Origin of the sequence: Streptomyces sp. NBC_00212, assembly GCF_045206365.1 — a bacterium.
Taxonomy (GTDB): Bacteria; Actinomycetota; Actinomycetes; order Streptomycetales; family Streptomycetaceae; genus Streptomyces.
Genome location: NZ_CP108115.1, coordinates 1,240,538 through 1,259,450 on the forward strand (window position 1 = coordinate 1,240,538; position 18,913 = coordinate 1,259,450).

At 70.7% G+C, this 18,913-nt stretch carries 20 protein-coding genes; 8 read left to right on the forward strand and 12 right to left on the reverse strand.

Annotation, left to right across the window (positions count from 1 at the left end; translation table 11 throughout):
• The first annotated feature begins 72 nt into the window (after positions 1 to 72).
• Positions 73 to 1,059, forward strand: a complete 987-nt coding sequence (gene sph, locus OHA17_RS05750; protein ID WP_406504619.1) for a sphingomyelin phosphodiesterase — start codon at positions 73 to 75, stop codon at positions 1,057 to 1,059.
• Positions 1,060 to 1,129: 70 nt separating this feature from the next.
• On the opposite strand, the gene OHA17_RS05755 is transcribed toward sph, so the two are convergent.
• From OHA17_RS05755 to OHA17_RS05765, 3 genes are all read right to left on the reverse strand, one after another.
• A complete protein-coding gene (locus OHA17_RS05755; protein ID WP_406504621.1) occupies positions 1,130 to 1,453 on the reverse strand; it encodes a hypothetical protein in 324 nt (107 codons plus the stop codon).
• A complete protein-coding gene (locus tag OHA17_RS05760; RefSeq protein WP_406504623.1) occupies positions 1,450 to 1,755 on the reverse strand; it encodes a hypothetical protein in 306 nt (101 codons plus the stop codon). The genes OHA17_RS05755 and OHA17_RS05760 overlap by 4 nt, the downstream gene beginning before the upstream one ends.
• 75 nt (positions 1,756 to 1,830) lie before the next feature.
• Positions 1,831 to 2,241: a hypothetical protein gene (locus OHA17_RS05765; protein ID WP_398872552.1), complete on the reverse strand. Its 411-nt coding sequence runs from the start codon at positions 2,239 to 2,241 to the stop codon at positions 1,831 to 1,833.
• A 200-nt stretch (positions 2,242 to 2,441) separates the two neighbouring features.
• Here OHA17_RS05765 and OHA17_RS05770 point away from each other — a divergent pair, with 200 nt between their 5' ends.
• Positions 2,442 to 3,230 (forward strand): MerR family transcriptional regulator, encoded by a 789-nt coding sequence (locus OHA17_RS05770; protein ID WP_406504625.1) that lies wholly within the window; start codon positions 2,442 to 2,444, stop codon positions 3,228 to 3,230.
• Here the strand turns inward: OHA17_RS05770 and OHA17_RS05775 are convergent.
• From OHA17_RS05775 to OHA17_RS05790, 4 genes are read right to left on the reverse strand one after another with little or no spacing between them, the layout of a single operon-like run.
• The gene (locus OHA17_RS05775) at positions 3,217 to 5,391 is read right to left on the reverse strand and encodes a 3-hydroxyacyl-CoA dehydrogenase NAD-binding domain-containing protein (protein ID WP_406504627.1); all 2,175 of its coding nucleotides are present in this window, start codon (positions 5,389 to 5,391) and stop codon (positions 3,217 to 3,219) included. The genes OHA17_RS05770 and OHA17_RS05775 overlap by 14 nt on opposite strands.
• 50 nt (positions 5,392 to 5,441) lie before the next feature.
• A complete protein-coding gene (locus tag OHA17_RS05780; protein ID WP_053725591.1) occupies positions 5,442 to 6,656 on the reverse strand; it encodes an acetyl-CoA C-acetyltransferase in 1,215 nt (404 codons plus the stop codon).
• A 40-nt stretch (positions 6,657 to 6,696) separates the two neighbouring features.
• On the reverse strand, positions 6,697 to 7,839 hold the full coding sequence (locus OHA17_RS05785; protein WP_406504629.1) for an acyl-CoA dehydrogenase family protein: 1,143 nt from the start codon (positions 7,837 to 7,839) through the stop codon (positions 6,697 to 6,699).
• Between the two features lies 1 nt (position 7,840).
• Positions 7,841 to 9,025: a CaiB/BaiF CoA transferase family protein gene (locus OHA17_RS05790; RefSeq protein ID WP_406504631.1), complete on the reverse strand. Its 1,185-nt coding sequence runs from the start codon at positions 9,023 to 9,025 to the stop codon at positions 7,841 to 7,843.
• 212 nt (positions 9,026 to 9,237) lie between these two features.
• On the opposite strand from OHA17_RS05790, the gene OHA17_RS05795 reads away from it, so the two are divergent.
• Complete coding sequence (locus OHA17_RS05795) at positions 9,238 to 10,419, forward strand: saccharopine dehydrogenase family protein (protein WP_406504633.1); 1,182 nt, start codon at positions 9,238 to 9,240, stop codon at positions 10,417 to 10,419.
• 3 nt (positions 10,420 to 10,422) lie between these two features.
• On the opposite strand, the gene OHA17_RS05800 is transcribed toward OHA17_RS05795, so the two are convergent.
• Positions 10,423 to 11,136 (reverse strand): endonuclease V, encoded by a 714-nt coding sequence (locus OHA17_RS05800; RefSeq protein ID WP_406504635.1) that lies wholly within the window; start codon positions 11,134 to 11,136, stop codon positions 10,423 to 10,425.
• 61 nt (positions 11,137 to 11,197) lie between these two features.
• Here OHA17_RS05800 and OHA17_RS05805 point away from each other — a divergent pair, with 61 nt between their 5' ends.
• Positions 11,198 to 11,617 (forward strand): GNAT family N-acetyltransferase, encoded by a 420-nt coding sequence (locus tag OHA17_RS05805; RefSeq protein ID WP_406504637.1) that lies wholly within the window; start codon positions 11,198 to 11,200, stop codon positions 11,615 to 11,617.
• Between the two features lie 42 nt (positions 11,618 to 11,659).
• Positions 11,660 to 11,965, forward strand: coding sequence for a YciI family protein (locus OHA17_RS05810; RefSeq protein WP_398872533.1), 306 nt, complete (start codon positions 11,660 to 11,662; stop codon positions 11,963 to 11,965).
• A 26-nt stretch (positions 11,966 to 11,991) separates the two neighbouring features.
• Here the strand turns inward: OHA17_RS05810 and OHA17_RS05815 are convergent, their stop codons facing one another.
• Positions 11,992 to 13,065: a WD40/YVTN/BNR-like repeat-containing protein gene (locus OHA17_RS05815; RefSeq protein ID WP_406504639.1), complete on the reverse strand. Its 1,074-nt coding sequence runs from the start codon at positions 13,063 to 13,065 to the stop codon at positions 11,992 to 11,994.
• 346 nt (positions 13,066 to 13,411) lie between these two features.
• Here OHA17_RS05815 and OHA17_RS05820 point away from each other — a divergent pair, with 346 nt between their 5' ends.
• From OHA17_RS05820 to OHA17_RS05830, 3 genes are all read left to right on the forward strand, one after another.
• Complete coding sequence (locus tag OHA17_RS05820) at positions 13,412 to 13,828, forward strand: SsgA family sporulation/cell division regulator (protein WP_053725598.1); 417 nt, start codon at positions 13,412 to 13,414, stop codon at positions 13,826 to 13,828.
• Between the two features lie 355 nt (positions 13,829 to 14,183).
• A complete protein-coding gene (locus tag OHA17_RS05825; protein WP_406504642.1) occupies positions 14,184 to 15,824 on the forward strand; it encodes an ABC-F family ATP-binding cassette domain-containing protein in 1,641 nt (546 codons plus the stop codon).
• A gap of 254 nt (positions 15,825 to 16,078) precedes the next feature.
• Entirely contained in the window at positions 16,079 to 17,047 is a 969-nt protein-coding gene (locus OHA17_RS05830) for an acyl-ACP desaturase (RefSeq protein WP_406504643.1), read from the forward strand.
• Positions 17,048 to 17,110: 63 nt separating this feature from the next.
• Here OHA17_RS05830 and OHA17_RS05835 read toward each other — a convergent pair whose 3' ends face one another.
• The 3 genes from OHA17_RS05835 to OHA17_RS05845 form a co-directional block, all read right to left on the reverse strand.
• Entirely contained in the window at positions 17,111 to 17,380 is a 270-nt protein-coding gene (locus tag OHA17_RS05835; RefSeq protein WP_406504645.1) for a GMC oxidoreductase, read from the reverse strand.
• 231 nt (positions 17,381 to 17,611) lie between these two features.
• Positions 17,612 to 17,863: a WhiB family transcriptional regulator gene (locus OHA17_RS05840; RefSeq protein ID WP_053725602.1), complete on the reverse strand. Its 252-nt coding sequence runs from the start codon at positions 17,861 to 17,863 to the stop codon at positions 17,612 to 17,614.
• Between the two features lie 127 nt (positions 17,864 to 17,990).
• Positions 17,991 to 18,782, reverse strand: a complete 792-nt coding sequence (locus tag OHA17_RS05845) for a VOC family protein (protein ID WP_406504647.1) — start codon at positions 18,780 to 18,782, stop codon at positions 17,991 to 17,993.
• Between the last annotated feature and the right edge of the window lie 131 nt (positions 18,783 to 18,913).

Sequence of the window (18,913 nt, forward strand, 5' to 3'; positions counted from 1 at the left end):
TACCTCTAGGTAACCGCAGCTGCTTTGATGTGCGCGCCGGTCCAAATCCCCACTCCAGACACAGGAGTTCACGTGCCGCACTCCTCGCTCCGCCGAGCCCCCGGGGCGGCCCTCGCCGCCGCGCTCGCAGCCGTCACGCTGGCGGCGGCCACCCCCGCTCCTGCCGCCGCAGCCGAGCCGCCCCGGCTGAAGGTGCTGACGTACAACACGTTCCTCATGAGCCAGACCCTGTACCCGAACTGGGGCCAGGGCCACCGGGCCCAGGCGATCCCCGCGGCCCCCTTCTTCCAGGGCAACGACGTCGTCGTTCTCCAGGAGGCGTTCGACAACTCGGCCTCGGACGCGCTGAAGCGGAACGCCTCCGCCCAGTACCCGTACCAGACGCCCGTCGTGGGCCGCAGCAAGGACGGCTGGGACGCGACCGGCGGGTCGTACTCCTCGACCACCCCCGAGGACGGCGGCGTCACCCTGCTGAGCAAGTGGCCGATCCTGCACAAGGAGCAGTACGTCTACAAGGACGCCTGCGGCTCCGACTGGTACTCCAACAAGGGCTTCGTCTATGCCGTGCTGGACGTGAACGGCACCAAGGTGCACATCGTCGGCACCCACACCCAGTCGACGGACTCCGGGTGCGGCGCGGGCGAGGCGGTCAAGGACCGCGCCCTCCAGTTCAAGGCGATCAAGTCCTTCCTCGACGCGAAGAACATTCCGGCGAGCGAGGAGGTGATGGTCGCGGGCGACTTCAACGTGGACTCGCACGGCTCCGAGTACGCCTCGATGCTCGCCAACAGCGGTCTGGTGGGCGCCGATTCACGGACGGGCCACGCGTACTCCTTCGACACCACTGAGAACTCGATCGCCCACTACCGCTACCCCACCGACCCGAGCGAGGACCTCGACTACGTCCTCCACCTCGCGGGCCACGCGCGCCCGTCGGGCTGGAACAACAACGTGGTGCAGGAGTCCACCGCGCCCTGGACGGTGAGCAGTTGGGGCACGAACTACACGTACACGAACCTCAGCGACCACTACCCCCTCCAGGCCGGCCGCACGCCGTAGCCGACGGCGCCGCCGACAACCCCGGCCGACCGGCACCCGCCGGTCGGTCCTGGTGTTCCCTCGGCCAAGGCTATTGCCAGACGCACTGATCAATGACGATCTGCGGGTCGGTGGTTCGGGGTGTGAAGTAATACCACAGCCATCCTCGCCCATAGTCGAAGTAAAGGACGTGGGCACCGGCGGGGCGCGTGGACTGGACGGGTTCGACGCTCATTCCAGCTGGTAGGTCGCGATCGATGTCAATGCCCCGGAAATACGGATCAGGAGCGGTGACAAGTTCGGTGCGGGCGGCGTCTACCAAGGTACGGGCAGCGGCGGGGAGACCGGCCCTGTTGTCTTCGGCCGCCTTGGTCCAGTCGGCTTGCCAGGGCGGCCCCATGAAGTCATCCGTCACTGGCCGGGCTTCGCCTTCGCGGCCTCGCGTCGGATCTGTCCGGCTTCTTCGATGAGCGCTTTGGCGCGGGTGAAGTCGGCTTCGGTATTGGCCTCGTCCTCCAGGGCGTGAACCCTGGCCTCGGTCTTTGGGCTGCGCGCGAGGGCGTATTCGCCCCACCAACGAGCCATGAATGCGGGGGCGGGCGCGAGGTCGTAGGCATCTGCGATGTCCCGGCGCCAGTGCCGGTCGAAGTCGACCAGGAGTTTCGGCGCGTGGGCGGCGATGGCGGCGCGGAGGGCCTTGGGGTTCCTCTCGGGCATGGGCGGGACGGTTCCCGGTCCGTCGAGGTGAGCGGCGCTGTTCACGAGCAGCGATCCCTTCGTAACGGCGAACGGTTAGGCGGCGGCGAGCAGGGCTGGCGTGCCGGTCCTCGGGTCGGTCTCACTCCTGGTCATGAGTTCCAGTTCCGTGGTGGTCACAAAGGTCTGCACGAGGTGCAGCCGTCGTGACGCGTAGGCGGAGAGAAGGAGTTCGGCGAGCATGCCCATGCTGCGGGCCGCATTCGTCTTGGCTCGGCGCTTGTCTGCGGCCTTCCACGTCTTCTCGGCGCAGTAGCCCGAGCGGGCCTTCCTCTTGCCTGTGCCTTCGGATCCGAGTTCCGTGATGCGGCCGCTGCTGTAGCCCTCGAAGAGGAGGGCGACAGTGCGAGCGATCGGCAGGCCGTCCGCGTTCGCACGCTGGTCGGCCTCTTTCCATACGTCCTCGGCCACCCAGAGCGATCGGCGGGGTTCGTCGGGGGCGGGCATCGCGGATCTCCTCACGACGGCGAACAGGCCTATGCGACAGCAGCATACTACGTGTTTTTTGCCAGGTAATGGACGATCTCCTCATGCCCTGCGGGGCCACCCAGGCTCTCTATACATGTTTGGTGAGACAGCAATACTGTTGCACCGGACAGGGCCGCGCACCCGGGCGGCCGGGTGACACGGGGGAGGCGAGGCGCGGCATGGCGACGGAGACCGAGAAGCCGACACTCACGGTTGACGAGCTGGCCGCGCGAGCCGGTGTCACCGTGCGGACCATCCGGTTCTACAGCACCCGGGGGCTGCTGCCGCCGCCCGTGATCGGGCCGCGCCGGGTCGGGCACTACGGGCCGGCCCATCTGTCCCGGCTCGCGCTGATCGAGGAGTTGCAGCACCACGGGATGACGCTGGCCGCGATCGAGCGCTACCTCCAGCAGCTGCCGGCCGACCTGAGCGCCCACGACCTCGCCATCCACCGGGCCGTCGTCGCCTCCTGGGCGCCGGACTCGGCGGACGACGCGAGCCGCGCCGAGCTGGAGCGGCGGGCCGGGCGGTCACTGTCCACCGACGACATCGACCGGCTCGCCGCGATGAACGTCCTGGAGCGGATTCCCGGCTCCCCCGACACCTTCCGCGTCGACCCCGGGCTCCTCGCGCTCGGGGTCCAGCTCCTGGACGTGCCGATCGCGCACGAGACGATCCTGGCGGCCCGTACGGTGCTCATGGAGCACACCCGCTCGGCCGCGCACGAGCTGACCCGGCTCTTCCGCGACGAGGTCTGGAACCCGTACCGGGAGCGGGAGTCGGACCCCGATCACGTCGAGGCGATGAAGTCCCTGTCCGCGCACATGCAGCCGATGGTCCTCCAGGCCCTGGTCACCGCCTTCCAGCGGTCGCTCAAGGAGGAGCTGCGGGCGGCGTTCGGATCGGCCGGAGGGCGCCCCGGGGAACACGACCCCGAGGCGCCCCCCGCGCGGGCTACGCGTCCTTGAACTTCTCGCCCTTCGCCGCCTTCTCCACCAGGAGGGCCGGCGGCTGGAAGCGCTCTCCGTACCGCTCGGCGAGCTCGCGGGCGCGGGCCACGAACCCGGGCAGGCCGCCCTCGTAGCCGTTGATGTACTGGATGACGCCGCCGGTCCACGCCGGGAAGCCGATGCCCATGATGGAGCCGATGTTGGCGTCGGCGACCGAGGTGAGCACGCCCTCCTCGAAGAGGCGGACCGTGTCCAGGGACTCCGAGAAGAGCATCCGCTCCTTCATGTCCTCGAACGGGATCTCGTACCCGGGCCGCGCGAAGTGCTCGCGCAGGCCGGGCCACAGCTTGCCGCGCTTGCCGTCCTCGCCGTACTCGTAGAACCCGGCGCCGCCGCTGCGGCCGGTGCGGCCGAACTCGTCGACCATGCGGTCGATGACCGCGTCCGAGGGGTGGCCGGGCCAGACGCCGCCCGCCTCCTCGACGGCGCGCTTCGTCTCGTTGCGGATCTTGCGCGGCAGGGTCAGGGTCAGCTCGTCCATCAGGGACAGGACCTTGGCCGGGTAGCCGGCCTGGCCCGCGGCCTGCTCGATGGACGCGGGCTCGATGCCCTCGCCGACCATCGCGACGCCCTCGTTGATGAAGTGGCCGATGACGCGCGAGGTGAAGAAGCCGCGCGAGTCGTTCACGACGATCGGCGTCTTCTTGATCTGGCGGACGAGGTCGAAGGCGCGGGCCAGCGCCTCGTCGCCGGTGCGCTCGCCCTTGATGATCTCGACAAGCGGCATCTTGTCGACCGGCGAGAAGAAGTGCAGGCCGATGAAGTCGGCCTGCCGTCGGACGCCCTCGGCGAGGCCGGTGATCGGCAGCGTCGAGGTGTTGGAGCACAGGAGCGCGTCCGGCTCGACGATGTCCTGGATCTCCTGGAACACCTTGTGCTTGAGCGCGGTGTCCTCGAAGACCGCCTCGATGACGGCGTCGCAGCCCGCGAGGGCCCCCGGGTCGGCGGTCGGCGTGATCAGCGCGAGCAGCGCGTCCCGCTTGGCCTCGGTGGTGCGCCCGCGTGAGAGCGCTTTCGCGAGGAGCTTCTCGGAGTACGCCTTGCCCTTGTCGGCGGCTTCCTGCGACACGTCCTTCAGGACGACCTCGATGCCGGCCCGCGCGCACGAGTACGCGATGCCCGCGCCCATCATTCCGGCGCCCAGGACCGCGACCTTGCGGACCGGGCGCGGCTCGATGCCCTGGGGGCGGCTGAGCCCGGAGTTGACGGCCTGGAGGTCGAAGAAGAACGCCTGGATCATGTTCTTCGCGGTCTGCCCGGTGACCAGCTCGGTGAAGTAGCGGGCCTCGATGGTGAGAGCGGTCTCGAAGTCGACCTGGGAGCCCTCGACGGCGGCCGCCAGGATGTTGCGCGGCGCCGGGTAGGGGGCGCCCTGGAGCTGCTTCTTCAGGTTGGCCGGGAACGCGGGCAGGTTGGCGGCGAAGCGCGGGTTGGACGGCGTGCCGCCCGGGATCTTGTAGCCCTTGACGTCCCAGGGCTGCTGGGACTCGGGGTGGGCGTCGATGAACGCGTGCGCCTTGGCCAGCATCTCCTCGCGGGTGGCCGCGACTTCGTGGACGAGGCCGTTTTCGAGGGCGCGCTGCGGGGAGTACTGGGTGCCCTGGAGCAGCACCTTGAGCAGGGCGTCCGCGATGCCCATGAGGCGTACGGTGCGGGTCACGCCGCCGCCGGCCGGGAGCAGGCCGAGGGTGACCTCGGGCAGGCCGATCTTGGAGCCGGGCGCGTCGAGGGCGACGCGGTGGTGGGAGGCGAGCGCGATCTCGTAACCGCCGCCCAGGGCCGCGCCGTTGATGGCCGCGACGACCGGCTTGCCCAGGGTCTCGATGCGGCGCAGCGAGCTCTTGATGGCGGTGCCGGTGTCGAAGGCCTGCTGGGCGAGTTCGGGGCCGACCTGGATCATGTCCTTGAGGTCACCGCCCGCGAAGAAGGTCTTCTTGGCGGAGGTGTAGATGATGCCCCGGATGGAGTCCTTCTCGGCCTCGGCGCGGTCCGCGACGGCCGCGATGGAGTCCTTGAAGGCCTGGTTCATGGTGTTGGCGGACTGGTTGGGGTCGTCGAGTACGAGGGTGACGACGCCGGTCTCGTCCTGTTCCCAGCGGATGGTCGTGCTCTTCGTCATTGCTGAAATCTCCGTATGGGTCCGTATGAGGGGGTGCCGGGACAGGACGGTCAGAGACGCTCGACGACGGTGGCGATGCCCATACCGCCGCCGACGCACAGCGTGGCGAGCCCGTAGCGCAGGTCGCGGCGCTCCAGCTCGTCGACGAGGGTGCCCAGGATCATCGCGCCGGTCGCGCCGAGCGGGTGGCCCATCGCGATGGCGCCGCCGTTGACGTTGACCTTGTCGAGGCTGAGGCCCATGTCCTTGACGAAGCGGAGCACGACCGCGGCGAAGGCCTCGTTGATCTCGACGAGGTCGATGTCGTCGATGGTCAGGCCGGCCTTGGCGAGTGCCTTGCGGGAGGCGGGCGCGGGGCCGGTCAGCATGATGGTGGGCTCGGAGCCGGAGACGGCCGCGGAGACGATGCGGGCCCGCGGGGTCATCCCGTACCGCTCACCGACGGCCTTGGAGCCGATGGCAACGAGGGCCGAACCGTCGACGATCCCCGAGGAGTTGCCCGCGTGGTGGACGTGGTTGATCTCCTCGACCCAGTGGTACTTCTGCAGCGCGACGGCGTCGAAGCCGCCCATCTCGCCGATCGCGGCGAACGAGGGCTTGAGGCCCGCGAGGGAGTCCGCGGTGGTGCCGGGGCGCATGTGCTCGTCGTGGTCGAGGACGACGAGGCCGTTGCGGTCCTTGACGGGCACGACGGACCGCGCGAAGCGGCCGTCCTTCCACGCCTCGGCGGCCCGCTCCTGGGACAGCTCCGCGTACTCGTCGACGTCGCGGCGCGAGTAGCCCTCGACGGTGGCGATGAGGTCGGCGCCGATGCCCTGCGGGGCGAAGTTGGTGTCGAAGTTGGTCATCGGGTCGGCGAACCAGGCGCCGCCGTCGGAGGCCATCGGGACGCGCGACATGGACTCGACGCCGCCCGCGAGGACGAGGTCCTCCCAGCCCGAACGGACCTTCATTGCGGCCATGTTGACCGCTTCGAGGCCGGAGGCACAGAAGCGGTTCTCCTGGACGCCGGCGACCGTGTCGGGCAGTCCGGCGGCGATCGCCGCGATGCGGGCGATGTCGGAGCCCTGGTCGCCGACCGGGCCGACGACGCCGAGCACGATGTCGTCGATGGCGGCCGGGTCGAGGCCCGGGAAGCGCGCCTGGATCTCGTGGATCAGGCCGACGACGAGGTCGATCGGCTTGGTCCCGTGCAGGGCGCCGTTGGCCTTGCCGCGGCCGCGCGGGGTGCGGATCGCGTCGTATACGTACGCTTCGGTGCTCAACGTCAAGCCTTTCGGATGAGGGTGATTCTGGGGAGCGTGGTCAGCCGAGCAGGGAACGGCCGATGATCTCCTTCATGATCTCGGTCGTGCCGCCGTAGATCGTCTGGATACGGCCGTCCGTGAAGGCCTTGGCGACCCGGTACTCGGTCATGTAGCCGTAGCCGCCGTGCAGTTGGAGACAGCGGTCGGCGACGCGTTTTTGCAGTTCGGTGGCCCACCACTTGGCCATCGAGGCGTGCACGGCGTCCAGCTCCCCGGCGGAGTGGTCGACGATGCAGCGGTCCAGGAAGGTGCGGGTGACGGCGCACTCGGTGGCCATCTCCGCGATCTCGAACCGGATGTGCTGGAGCTTGGACAGCGGCCGGCCGAAGGCCTCGCGCTCCTTGACGTAAGTCGTGGTGATCTCCAGGAGGTGTTCGGCGGCGGCGATGCCGGCGACCGCGATGCCCATCCGCTCCTGCGCGAGGTTGGTCATCAGATGGATGAAGGCGCCGTTCAGCTCGCCGAGGAGATTGTCCTTCGGGACGCGTACGTCGTGGAAGAACAGCTCGGCCGTGTCCTGCGCCTTCTGGCCGATCTTGTCGAGGTTGCGGCCCCGCTCGAAGCCCTCGGCGCCGCGCTCGACGACGATGAGGGACAGCCCCTTGGCGCCGCCCTCGGGGGTGGTCTTGGCGACCACGACAACCAGGTCGGCGAGGATGCCGTTGGAGATGAACGTCTTGGAGCCGTTCAGGAGCCAGTGGTCGCCCTTGTCCTCGGCGGTGGTGCGGATGCCCTGGAGATCGGATCCCGCACCCGGTTCCGTCATCGCGATGGCGGTGATCAGGGAGCCGTCGCAGAAGCCGGGCAGCCAGCGCCGCTTCTGTTCCTCGGTGGCGAGCCCCGTCAGATAGGGCCCGATGATGTCGTTGTGCAGGCCGAGCGCGAGGCCCGCCGCCCCGGCGCGGGTGAACTCCTCGGCGAGGACGGCGCTGTAGCGGAAGTCCGCGTTGCCTCCGCCCCCGTACTCCTCGGGCACGGCCAGCCCGAGCAGCCCCTGCTTACCGGCCGCGAGCCAGGCCTGCCGCGAGACGATGCCGTCCTTCTCCCACTGCTCGTAGTGCGGCAGGACCTCCTTGGCGAGGAAGGTGCGGACGGTCTCGCGAAACGCCTCGTGCTCGGCGGTGAAGATCTGCCGTTTCAACTCAAGCCTCCTGTACGGGAGTTGACGCCGGGCCCGCCGAGAGCGCCGGCAGGTCCCAGTCGCGGGCGACGTCCGCCGTGTCGGCGCCCGGCATCGCGGGGGGCCGCCGGATGGATCCGGGGGTGGCGGAGAAGCGGGGTGCGGGCGCGGGCTGGGTGATGCCGCCGTGCCCGGTGAAGGTGGCGCGGGCCGCCAGATGAGGGTGGTGCGGCGCTTCCTTCAGGGACAGCACGGGGGCGACGCAGGCGTCCGAGCCCTCGAAGACGGCCGTCCACTCCTCGCGGGTCCTGGTGCGGAACCGGTCGGCGATGGTGGTGCGCAGTTCGGCCCAGCGGGCCAGGTCCTTGCGGGCGGGGGCCACGTCCTGGATGCCGAGGAGCCGGATGAACTCGTCGTAGAACTGCTGCTCCAGGGAGCCGACCGCCATGTACTGGCCGTCCGAGGTCTCGTACGTGCCGTAGAAGGGGCAGCCGCCGTCGAGGAGGTTGGCGCCGCGCCGGTCCTGCCAGCCGCCGGCCGCCACCATGCCGTGGATCATCGTGGCGAGATGGGCGGCGCCGTCGACGATGGCCGCGTCCACGACCTGGCCCACTCCCCCTCCCCGGGCGTGCTGGAGGGCGGCGAGGACGCCGATGACGAGGTAGAGCGAGCCGCCCGCGTAGTCGCCGACGAGGTTGGCCGGGACGGTCGGGCCCTCGTCCGGGCTGCCGATCATGCCGAGGGTGCCGGTGATGGCGATGTACGCGATGTCGTGCCCGGCCCGCTGGGCGAGCGGCCCGTCCTGGCCCCAGCCGGTCATCCGGCCGTAGACGAGCCCGGGGTTGCGGGCCAGGCAGTCCTCGGGCCCGACGCCGAGGCGCTCGGCGACGCCGGGCCGGTAGCCCTCGATGAGGATGTCGGCGCGCTCGACGAGGTCGAGGACCAGACCCGGCCCCTCGTCCGCCTTGAGGTCGATGATCACGGAGCGCTTGTTGCGGTTGGTGAGGTCGTACGCCGGGTCGATGCCGAGGCCGGCGCCCCCCGGACGGTCCACGCGCACCACGTCGGCGCCGAGGTCGGCGAGGAGCATGGCGGCGAACGGGCCCGGCCCGATGCCCGCCAGCTCGACCACGCGCACCCCGGCGAGCGGGCCGGTTCCTGTCGCTGTCATCAAGCCCCCAGCACTGTGACACAACTGATGTAACATCAATGATGCTAAGAACACGTTCCACTCCGCACAAGCCCCAATGAGCAACCGCTCAGCATGTCGGGCAGCCGCACGGGCGCCGGTTGCCCGATACGCCGGGCTTGCCCATGCCCGATGGTGACCCGGGTGCCCCGACCGGGGGCCGCACGCTAGCCTCACAACCCGGCATCGGCCGACGGCGTCACCAGGCAGCTCAAGTGCGGAGGCACACGGTGGAACCCTCGAAGCGGAATTACGACATCGTGCTGTTCGGCGCGACGGGTTTCGTCGGGTCGCTGACCGCCCAATATCTCGCGACCCACGCCCCCGACGAATGCCGCTGGGCGATCGCCGGCCGCAACCGCACCAAGCTGGAGCGGCTGCGCGAGCGGCTCGCCGAGCTCAACCCGGCGTGCGCCACGCTGCCCCTGGTCACCGCCGACTCCACCGACCCGGCCTCGCTGCGGGCCCTTGCCGAGTCGGCGCGCGTCGTCGCCACCACGGTGGGCCCCTACGTCTGGTACGGCGAGGGCCTGGTCGAGGCGTGCGCCGAGGCGGGCACGGACTACCTCGACCTGACCGGCGAGCCGGAGTTCGTGGACACGATGTACGTACGCCATGACGCGCGGGCCCGCGAGCGCGGCGCCCGCCTGGTGCACGCCTGCGGTTTCGACTCGGCGCCGCACGACCTCGGTGTCCAGTTCACCGTCCAGCAGCTCCCGACCGGGGTGCCGCTGCGGATCGACGGCTTCGTGCGGACCAACGCGACGTTCTCCGGCGGAACGCTGGCCTCCGCGCTGACCTCGCTCGGGCGCGGCGCACAGACCGCGCGGGCGGCCAAGGAGCGCCGGCTGCACGAGCCGCGCCTGGTGGGCCGGCGGGCCCGCGCCCCGCTCGGCGCCCCGCACTTCAGCAAGGAGACCGGCACCTGGGCGCTGCCCATGCCCACCATCGACCCGCAGGTCATCGCCCGCTCGGCGGCGGCCGACGAACGCTACGGTCCCGACTTCCGCTACCGGCACTTCGCCGCGGTGAAGCACCTCCCGGTGGCCATCGGCGGGGTGGCCGCGGTGAGCGCCGTGGCCGCCGCCACTCAACTCCCGCCCGCGCGCGCGTGGTTGATGAGCCGATACGAGGCGGGCAACGGCCCGGACGAGGCGCGGCGCCGGCGCAGCTGGTTCACGGTCCGCTTCGTCGGCGAGGGCGGCGGCCGCCGGGTCTTCACCGAGGTGTCGGGCGGCGACCCCGGCTACGACGAGACGGCGAAGATCCTCGCCGAGGCCGCGCTCAGCCTCGCCTTCGACGAACTCCCGGAGCTGGCAGGCCAGTTGACGCCCGCGACCGCGATGGGCCCGGCCCTGACCGAGCGGCTCCAGAAGGCCGGGATGCGCTTCCGGGTGGCCGACGCGCGCTGAGCGTCAACTACCGCCGGGCCGCGCGGCCTGTTGGGCTTCCTTGAGTGCTCGGCGGCACAGGGAGTCGGCGTGCCGGGTGGACTCGGGGAGGCGGTAGCGCCGGGCGAGTTCGAGGGTGTGGGCACAAGCGCCGTCGAGGCTCACCCGGTGGCCGACCGAGACGAACACCGGCTTGGTGCCGTCCTGGGTCCGCAGGGCGCGGCCGACCTCGGCTCCGTCGTCGGCGAGCAGCGGCGAGCTGTCTCCGCGCCGGGGTCCCGGCTGCTCGAAGCTGAAGGTGAACGGGTTCTTGGCGACGCCGATGACGGGGAGCCCGGTGAGTACGCCGAGGTGGCTGGCGAGGCCGAAACGGCGCGGGTGCGCGAGCCCGTAGCCGTCGCAAATGACCGTCCCTGGACCGGAGTTGAGCCGTTCGAGGACCGCGAGCACCGTGGGGATCTCGCGGAAGGCGAGCAGACCGGGAACGTAGGGGAAGGCCACCCGGCCGACGGCGGTGGCCTCCTCGACCACCTCCAGAGTCGCCGCGTCGAGCACGACGGCGGCCGCGACGACGAGGTCCCGCTCGTCGTCGTACGCCACGTCGACCCCCGTGACGAGCCCGCTGCCCGGCGGCGGCCCCGGCTCGTCGAGCACGACCCTGCCGCGCAGTTCGTCCTGCACGGCCAGGGCGGCCGCCTCGCTGTCCGGCCAGGCCGCCGGAATCCCCGTGATCTCCATACTGCCCACCCTAATGTCCAGCGCTGGCGAATCCCGGCCCCCTGCGCTTAGCATGTAAGGCATGGATGACGCGATCGACCATTACGAGATCCGTGAGGGCGTGCCCTCCCCCGAGACCTTTCGGCACCTGCGTACCGTCGCTGGCCTGTCCGACCGATCGGCCGAGGCGGTCGCCCTGGCGCTGCCCAACACCTGGTACGGCGTGATCCTTTACGCGCGGGGGGAGCCGATCGGGATGGGCCGGATCATCGGCGACGGCGGCACCGCGTTCCAGGTCACCGACATCTGCGTCCACCCCGACCACCAGGGCCGCGGCCTCGGCAAGCGGATCATGACCGCGCTGACGGCGGAGCTGGAACGCAGGGCGCCCGCCACCGCGTACGTGTCACTGATCGCGGACGGCGAAGCACGCCGCCTCTACGGACAGTTCGGCTTCACCGAGACCGCGCCCGAGTCGGTGGGCATGGCCCGCGTGTTCTGACCCGGGGGGAGCCTCAAGCGGCTCAGGAGTAGCCTGGCGATCATGTTCATAGTTGAGTTGACCTACATCGTCCCGCTCGAACGCGTCGAGGAGCATCTCGCCGACCATGTCGCCTGGCTCGACGCACAGTACGAGGCGGGCGTCTTCATCGCCTCCGGGCGCAAGGAGCCGCGCGACGGCGGCGTCATCCTGGCTGTCGGGGACGATCGCGCGGCGATCGACAAGATCGTCGCGACCGACCCCTTCAACGTCAACGACCTGGCCACGTACCGGATCACCGAGTTCCTGGCCACCAAGGTGGCCCCCGAACTGGCGGCATTCCAGCAGGAGTTGCCGCCAGCGGCTTGATCGATGAGTCGCTCGGCCGGAAGCGGCTAGTCGGCCAGCCGGGCCACCCTGCCCTGCTCCCCCGCCGCCCAGCACCCGCCGTCCGCCGTGCAGTCGACCGTGTCGTACGAGCCGGTGTCCACCGTGCGCCAGGTGCGGCCCCCATCGCGGGTCAGGTCTGTGCCCGTCGGCCCGACGGCAAGCGCGGACGAGCGGGAGTGGGGCAGCCAGGCGACGCCGGAGCGGTAGGCGGCGACCGGGGTGGCGGCCTGACGCCAGGCCCGGCCGCCGTTCCCGGTGACGGCCGCCGCCTGCGGTGACGGCTGGCCCGCCCGGTAGTCGCCGCCGACCGCGATCCCGTGCGTACGGTCGCGGAAGGCGAGGCCGAACACCCCGCGGGCCGGGTCGCCGGCCGGGATGGTCGACTCGGCGGCCGTCCAGGTGAGCCCACGGTCCGAGGAGTGCAGCACGCGGCTGGTCGCGCCGCCGCCCGTGGCGAGCCAGACGTCGCGCGGCCCCGAGCTCGCCAGGCACTGGCCGCTCGCGGCGAACCCGGCCTCGCCGGGCTGCGCGGCCGGCATCCCCTTGCCGGGCAGGACGTTCCAGGAACGGCCGCCGTCCGCGGTGGACAGGATGCGGTACTTGCCGTCGACGGGGTCGCTCACCGCCAGACCGTGCCGGGGGTCGAGGAAGGTGAGACAGTCGTAGAACGCCTTCGGGTCGGTGTTGCGGAACGACTCGCTCCAGGTCGCTCCGCCGTCCTCAGTGCGGTAGACCCGGGACGCCTCGCCCTCACCGATGGCGAGGACGACGGCGCGCCGCCCGTCGAAGGCCTCCACATCACGGAACTCCAGGCCGGCCGCTCCGGCCGGCGACACGTTCCGCCAGCTGCGGCCGCCGTCGGAGGTCCGCAGGACCGTCCCCTTCGTCCCCGCGACCCACGCCGTCGACCGGCTGACCGCGGCGAGCCCGCGGAAGCGCGCGTCGGTCTTCGTGTCCTTCAGTTCCCACGCCGGATCGCCGTGCCCGTGTGCCTGGGCCGGCACGGTCAGTGCGGCCGCCAGCGCCACCCCGCCCAGCCCCACCGACAGCATGCGTCTCGTCTTCCCCATGGACCTCATGGCGTCGGAAGCTAGCCCAGCCCACCCGACCCGTCCAGGGTGCCTACGCCGCCGGCACTGAGGAGCCGGGTCCCAAGACGTATGCGAGACACGTCGAGCACCGTCCGATGCAGCACGGCGGCCTCGCCCTAAGGGCTGAAAAACATGTGCCGCGTGAGACACCGATGAAGTCGTGTGGCTGTGGTGAGAGCGGGAATCCGCCCTATTGCAAGCATTCCGGGTCACGCGCCGAGGCAACGGCGATCGACAGTGACGCAGGTCACGTGAACCTCCGGTGCACGGAACGCTGATTTTCGACGTCTCTCCGGGCGGCAGGAGAGAACCCCGAGGTTGAGGGAGCAGGGCTTTGTCCACCGTCATCGAGCAGCCCGTCCAGGTACGCCTGATCGCGTCCGCACCCCGCATGGAGACCGTGCCCGCGACGCTGCGCTACGACCCCGAGGACCCCTTCGCCGTGCACATGGCGTTCCCCGCGCCGGCCACCCTCGAAGGCACCGAGGTCTCCTGGGAGTTCGCGCGCGAGCTGCTCGAAGCGGGCATCGAGGCACCGGCCGGGGTCGGCGACGTCCGGGTGCGGCCATACGGATACGACCGCACGGTCCTCGAATTCCACGCCCGCGAGGGCGTCGCGATGGTCCACATCCGCACCTCCGAGGTGCGCCGCTTCCTCAACCAGGCACAGCTCCTGGTGCCGACCGGCCGCGAGCACCAGTACCTCGACATGGACGGAGACCTCGCCGCGCTGCTGCGCGACGCCTGCTGAGTCAGCCCTCCCCCGGAGGCGACCGCCTCCCGCACCGCCTCCGCTCCTGCCCGGTCGCGGCGGTGCACCGCCGTTCCGTGCCACCGGTTCCGCAGCCCGGATTTAATCGGTTGCGGGACCGCGCGCCACCCGCGTACGTTCGTGCCTGGCCCTGTTGTCGTCGAACGGAGTAGGACGTTGCTCGTCTGAGGCCCCTGAGACACCGTTTCGCGCACTCCCTTCCGTGTCGCGCGCCCCGGTGTGACCTCTGCCTCCGAGCCATGTCCTCCACCACGACCAGGGCCTTTTTCCTGCCCTGAGCGGTGTCTCAGAACCCCCGTTGCCCTCATTCCTTCCCCGCAACCGGGAGACCCGTATGTCAACTTTCCCCCCTCAGATCAGCTCGGCCGCGCTGTCCTTCGCGTGGCCGGACGGCACCACCGTCTTCGAGGACTTCCAGCTCGCCGTCGGCCCCGGCCGCACCGGCCTCGTCGGCCTCAACGGGTCCGGAAAATCAACCCTGTTGAAGCTGATCGCCGGTGAACTCACCCCGACCGACGGCACCGTCAAGATCGCGGGCGAGGTCGGATACCTGCCGCAGAACCTGGTCCTGGACACCGCCCTGCGGGTCGACCAGGCGCTCGGCATCGACGCGGTCCGCGCCGCGCTGCACGCCATCGAGGGCGGCGACGCGGACGAGCGGCACTTCGAGACGGTGGGCGACGACTGGGACGTCGAGGAGCGGGCCCGCGCCACCCTCGACCAGCTCGGTCTCGGCCGCATCGGCCTGGACCGCACGATCGGCGAGGTCTCCGGCGGCGAGTCGGTGCTGCTGCGCCTTGCCGCACTGCTCCTGCGGCGTCCGGACGTCCTGCTGCTCGACGAGCCGACGAACAACCTGGACCTGCCCGCGCGACAGCGCCTCTACAGCACGGTCGACGCCTGGGGCGGGGTGCTCCTGGTGGTCAGCCACGACCGCGAGCTGCTCGACCGGGTGGACCGCATCGCCGATCTGCGCGAGGGCCAACTCGCCTGGTACGGCGGCAACTTCACGGCATACGAGGAGTCGCTGCGGGCCGAACAGGAGGCGGCCGAGCGGATGGTGCGGGTCGCCGAGGCGGACGTACAGCGCCAGAAGCGTGAACTGTCCGACGCACAGGTCAAGTTGGCGCGGCGGCAGCGGTACGGACAGAAGAGCTACGACAACAAGGTGGTGCCGAGGATCGTCGCGAACAACCGCAGGCGCGAGGCGCAGGTGTCGGCGGGCAAGCACCGCATCCTGCAGTCCGAGCGCCTCGACCAGGCGCGTGAGCGGCTGGACCAGGCCGTGGAGCTGGTGCGCGACGACGAGGAGATCCGCATCGAGCTGCCGTACACCAAGGTGCATCCGGGCCGCTCCGTGCTGACCCTGCAAGAGCTCCAACTCCCGTACGGGGCAAGGGTGGAGGGCGAGCTCGATGTGCGCGGTCCCGAGCGGATCGCGCTGGTCGGGCGCAACGGGTCGGGCAAGACGACGCTGCTCAGGACGCTCGCCGGGCAGTTGGAGCCGGTGGCGGGCGAGGCGATCGTCCATGTGCCGCTGCGCTTTCTGCCCCAGCGTCTGGATGTGCTCGACGACGAGCTGAGCGTGGTGGAGAACGTGGCCCGCTACGCGCCGGGGGCGACCGACAACGCCATCCGGGCCCGGCTCGCGCGCTTCCTGTTCAAGGGGGCCCTGGCCGCCCAGCCGGCCGGGACCCTCTCGGGCGGCGAGCGGTTCCGGGCCGCGCTCGCGGCGCTGCTGCTCGCGGAGCCCGCGCCCCAGCTCCTGATGCTGGACGAGCCCACCAACAACCTGGACATGGCGAGCGTGCGCGCCCTCAAGGCCGCGCTCGACGCCTACGAAGGGGCGCTGATCGTGGCGAGCCACGACGTGCCGTTCCTGGAGTCGATCGGGGTCACCCGCTGGCTCCTCCTCGACGGTGAGCTCACCGACACCACGGCGGAGGAGGTCAGGGGCGGGCTGAGCACACGGTAGGCGCACCGCGAGGGGCGCGAGGGGGTGGGGCCGGTCGGATCCGACCGGCCCCACCCCCTTGTCTTTTTCCTGTCGTGCGAGGTGAGATGCCTCTCGTTCCACCTCCACGACCTGCCCATATAACAGAACGTAACCGGACGAAGGGGAAGGCGGGCTTGGCGTGGGCTTACGGCCGCCTTAACCTACGGTCTCGTAACCTACGTTTGCGTAGGTACGCCTGCCGTCCCCCTTTTCCGTCCCCCTGGAGCACCCCCGTGACGATCACTTCTCCCCACCTCGGCAGCTCGGACGCGTGGACCGACGCCCGGCTGCTGTTCGCGCTGGAAGAGGTAGTCGAAAAGGAGCTCAACCGCCACCTCAAGGTCGCCAAGGACTGGATGCCGCACGACTACGTGCCGTGGTCGGACGCGCGCAACTTCCCCGGTCTCTTCGAGGACGGGGAGGCCTGGGACCCGCAGCAGTCCAAGGTCACCGACCTCGGGAAGATCGCCCTGGTGGTCAACCTGCTCACCGAGGACAACCTCCCCAGCTACCACCACGAGATCGCCTCGCTGTTCGGCCGCGACGGCGCCTGGGGCACCTGGGTGCACCGCTGGACCGCCGAGGAGGGCCGGCACGGCATCGTGATGCGCGACTACCTGCTCGCCTCCCGGGCGGTGGACCCGGACAAGCTGGAGCAGTTCCGGATGGCCCACATGAGCGAGGGCTTCGAGTCGGACAACCGGCACTCGATGCTGCACTCGGTCGCCTACGTCGCCTTCCAGGAGCTGGCGACCCGGGTCTCGCACCGCAACACCGGCCACCAGTCCGGCGACCCGGTCTGCGACCGGATGCTGGCCCGGATCGCGACCGACGAGAACCTGCACATGGTCTTCTACCGCAACCTGCTCGGCGCGGCCTTCGAGATCGCCCCGGACCTGACGATGCAGTCGGTGCGCGACGTCGTCGTGAACTTCCGGATGCCCGGGCACGGCATGCCCGGCTTCGAGCGGGCGGCGGCGCAGATGGCGATCGGCGAGATCTACAACATGCGGATCCACCACGACGACGTGCTCCAGCCGGTCCTGCGTTACCTCAAGGTCCTGGAGATCGACGGGCTCGGCCCCGAGGGCCTCAAGGCCCAGGAGGAGCTCGGCCTGTACATGGGCGGGCTCGACAGCGAGGCAGCCAAGTTCGACGAGAAGCTCGCCGCGCGCAAGGCGCGGATGGCCGCCCGCGTCTGACCGCCGGGCCGATGCCGGGCGGGTACGGGTCGAGATTCCCGTACCCGCCCGGCGTCGCTCTGCTCAGCGGGCGTCCTGCCGGATCATTTCCGCGGCCTGCTCGGCTGTCGCCACCGTGGGCGCGTGCGTGTGGCCGCGGGTGATGCGCGGCATGACCGAGGCGTCCACGACGCGCAGGCCCTCCACGCCCCTGCCCCTCAGCCGCGGATCGGTGACCGAGTCCTCGTCGCTGCCCATGCGGCAGGTGCCGACCGGGTGGTACAGCGTCTCGGCGGCGTCCCGAACGCTCCGCGCGAGGCGCTCGTCGTCGACGGTGCCCGGGTAGGGCCCCATCGGTCCCGAGACGTACGGGGCGCCGCTGGAGCGCCGCGTCAGGTTCCGCCGCCCGCTGTTCCCCGAGCGTTCAACTCGGCCCCCTTTTCCCGCAGTTGTCGGTGCGGGCCAGCATGGACCGGCCGGGCGGCGCGGCGCCAGGGGACGTCGGGCGATCCGGCGCGATCGGGGCGGGTGGGCCCGGTCGGGCCTGCGCGGGCCCGGGTGGCTTCGAGGTCCGGGCGCGCCCTGTCAGCGCTGCCGGGTGCGTTGCAGCGTCAGCCGCTCCTTCTCGGAGAGGCCGCCCCACACGCCGAATCGCTCGTCGTTGGCCAGGGCGTACTCAAGGCAGGCCTTGCGTTGCTCGCAGGCTCCGCAGAGCTGCTTGGCCTCCCGGGTCGAGCTGCCCGGGGCGGGGAAGAAGAACTCGGGGCCCGCCTGGGCGCACAACGCGGTCTCCTGCCAGGCGAGTTCCGGGCCGATGGTGATGGTGTCGTTCAGCATGCTCCCCACGCTGCCGGGCACTGATCAACGTCCGGTCAACGAATGTTGAACGTCGGAGTTGATCGGCGCCCGATGCCGCTCACGGTCTGGGGACTGATCCGCGCCCGGCGCTGCTCACGGCACCCGACTACGGAGTCGGCGTCGCGTTCTTGATGATCGCGATGCGCGCTCCGTGCGGGTCTGCGAGCTTGGCGAGGCGGCCCACACCCTCGATGTCCACGGGCGCCATCCGGACCGTGCCGCCCAGCTCCTGCGCCTTGGCGGCGACCGCGTCGGCGTCGGCCACTTCGATGTACGGCATCCAGTACGCCCCCGCCTCGGCCTCCAGCGGGTCGCTGTCGAGCGGGACCACGCCGCCGAACATCGAGTCGGGGCCGGCGGCCGCGGGGTTGACCGTCGTGTACGTGCCGCCCGGGAAGGTCACCTCGGAGGTCTCCCAGCCGAACACCGCGTGGTAGAAGGCGGTGGCCGCCCGCACGTCCGGGGTGGCCAGCTCGACCCAGGACAGCGTGTTCGGCTCGTTGGCGGCTTCCATGCCGGGCATCTGTTTCGGCTGCCAGGCGGCGAAGCCGACGCCCGCCGGGTCCCGGAAGTACGCGCTGCGGCCGAGCTCCATGACGTCCATGGGCTGGACGACGACGGTGCCGCCGTCCCGCTCCACGGCCTTGGCCGTTTCGTCGGCGTCCGGGGTCCGGAAGTACACGTTCCACGCCGGGGCGCCCTGCTCGGGGGTGACGGTCATGCCGCCCGCGATGGTCCTACCGGCGGCTTGGAACGTGCCGTACCCGCCGATCTCCGGGCCGCCCGGCCGGAACGTCCAGCCGAAGACTCCGGTGTAGAACGCGGCCGCGGCGTCCAGGTCGGGGGTGCCGAGGTCGAACCAGCTGGGAGAGCCCGTGACGTAACGGGTGCTGAGCATGGTGAGCTCCTTCGTGTGTCCCGTTGTCCTGCCATCTTGAGTCTCGCACCGGACACTGACAATTCGGGACGGAGCCGTTCCGCGGCGCCTTGAAGGGGTGCTGGTGTGCGCGGGCGCGGACCCCGGCGGGG

Excerpts from the sequence above, each read along its gene's own strand:
- OHA17_RS05760 (WP_406504623.1), bottom strand. The coding sequence starts at position 1,755 with ATGCCCGAGAGGAACCCCAAGGCCCTCCGCGCCGCCATCGCCGCCCAC.
- OHA17_RS05765 (WP_398872552.1), bottom strand. The coding sequence starts at position 2,241 with ATGCCCGCCCCCGACGAACCCCGCCGATCGCTCTGGGTGGCCGAGGAC.
- OHA17_RS05770 (WP_406504625.1), top strand. The coding sequence starts at position 2,442 with ATGGCGACGGAGACCGAGAAGCCGACACTCACGGTTGACGAGCTGGCC.
- OHA17_RS05775 (WP_406504627.1), bottom strand. The coding sequence starts at position 5,391 with ATGACGAAGAGCACGACCATCCGCTGGGAACAGGACGAGACCGGCGTC.
- OHA17_RS05790 (WP_406504631.1), bottom strand. The coding sequence starts at position 9,025 with ATGTTACATCAGTTGTGTCACAGTGCTGGGGGCTTGATGACAGCGACA.
- OHA17_RS05800 (WP_406504635.1), bottom strand. The coding sequence starts at position 11,136 with ATGGAGATCACGGGGATTCCGGCGGCCTGGCCGGACAGCGAGGCGGCC.
- OHA17_RS05805 (WP_406504637.1), top strand. The coding sequence starts at position 11,198 with ATGGATGACGCGATCGACCATTACGAGATCCGTGAGGGCGTGCCCTCC.
- OHA17_RS05810 (WP_398872533.1), top strand. The coding sequence starts at position 11,660 with ATGTTCATAGTTGAGTTGACCTACATCGTCCCGCTCGAACGCGTCGAG.
- OHA17_RS05815 (WP_406504639.1), bottom strand. The coding sequence starts at position 13,065 with ATGAGGTCCATGGGGAAGACGAGACGCATGCTGTCGGTGGGGCTGGGC.
- OHA17_RS05825 (WP_406504642.1), top strand. The coding sequence starts at position 14,184 with ATGTCAACTTTCCCCCCTCAGATCAGCTCGGCCGCGCTGTCCTTCGCG.
- OHA17_RS05835 (WP_406504645.1), bottom strand. The coding sequence starts at position 17,380 with ATGGGGCCCTACCCGGGCACCGTCGACGACGAGCGCCTCGCGCGGAGC.
- OHA17_RS05840 (WP_053725602.1), bottom strand. The coding sequence starts at position 17,863 with ATGCTGAACGACACCATCACCATCGGCCCGGAACTCGCCTGGCAGGAG.
- OHA17_RS05845 (WP_406504647.1), bottom strand. The coding sequence starts at position 18,782 with ATGCTCAGCACCCGTTACGTCACGGGCTCTCCCAGCTGGTTCGACCTC.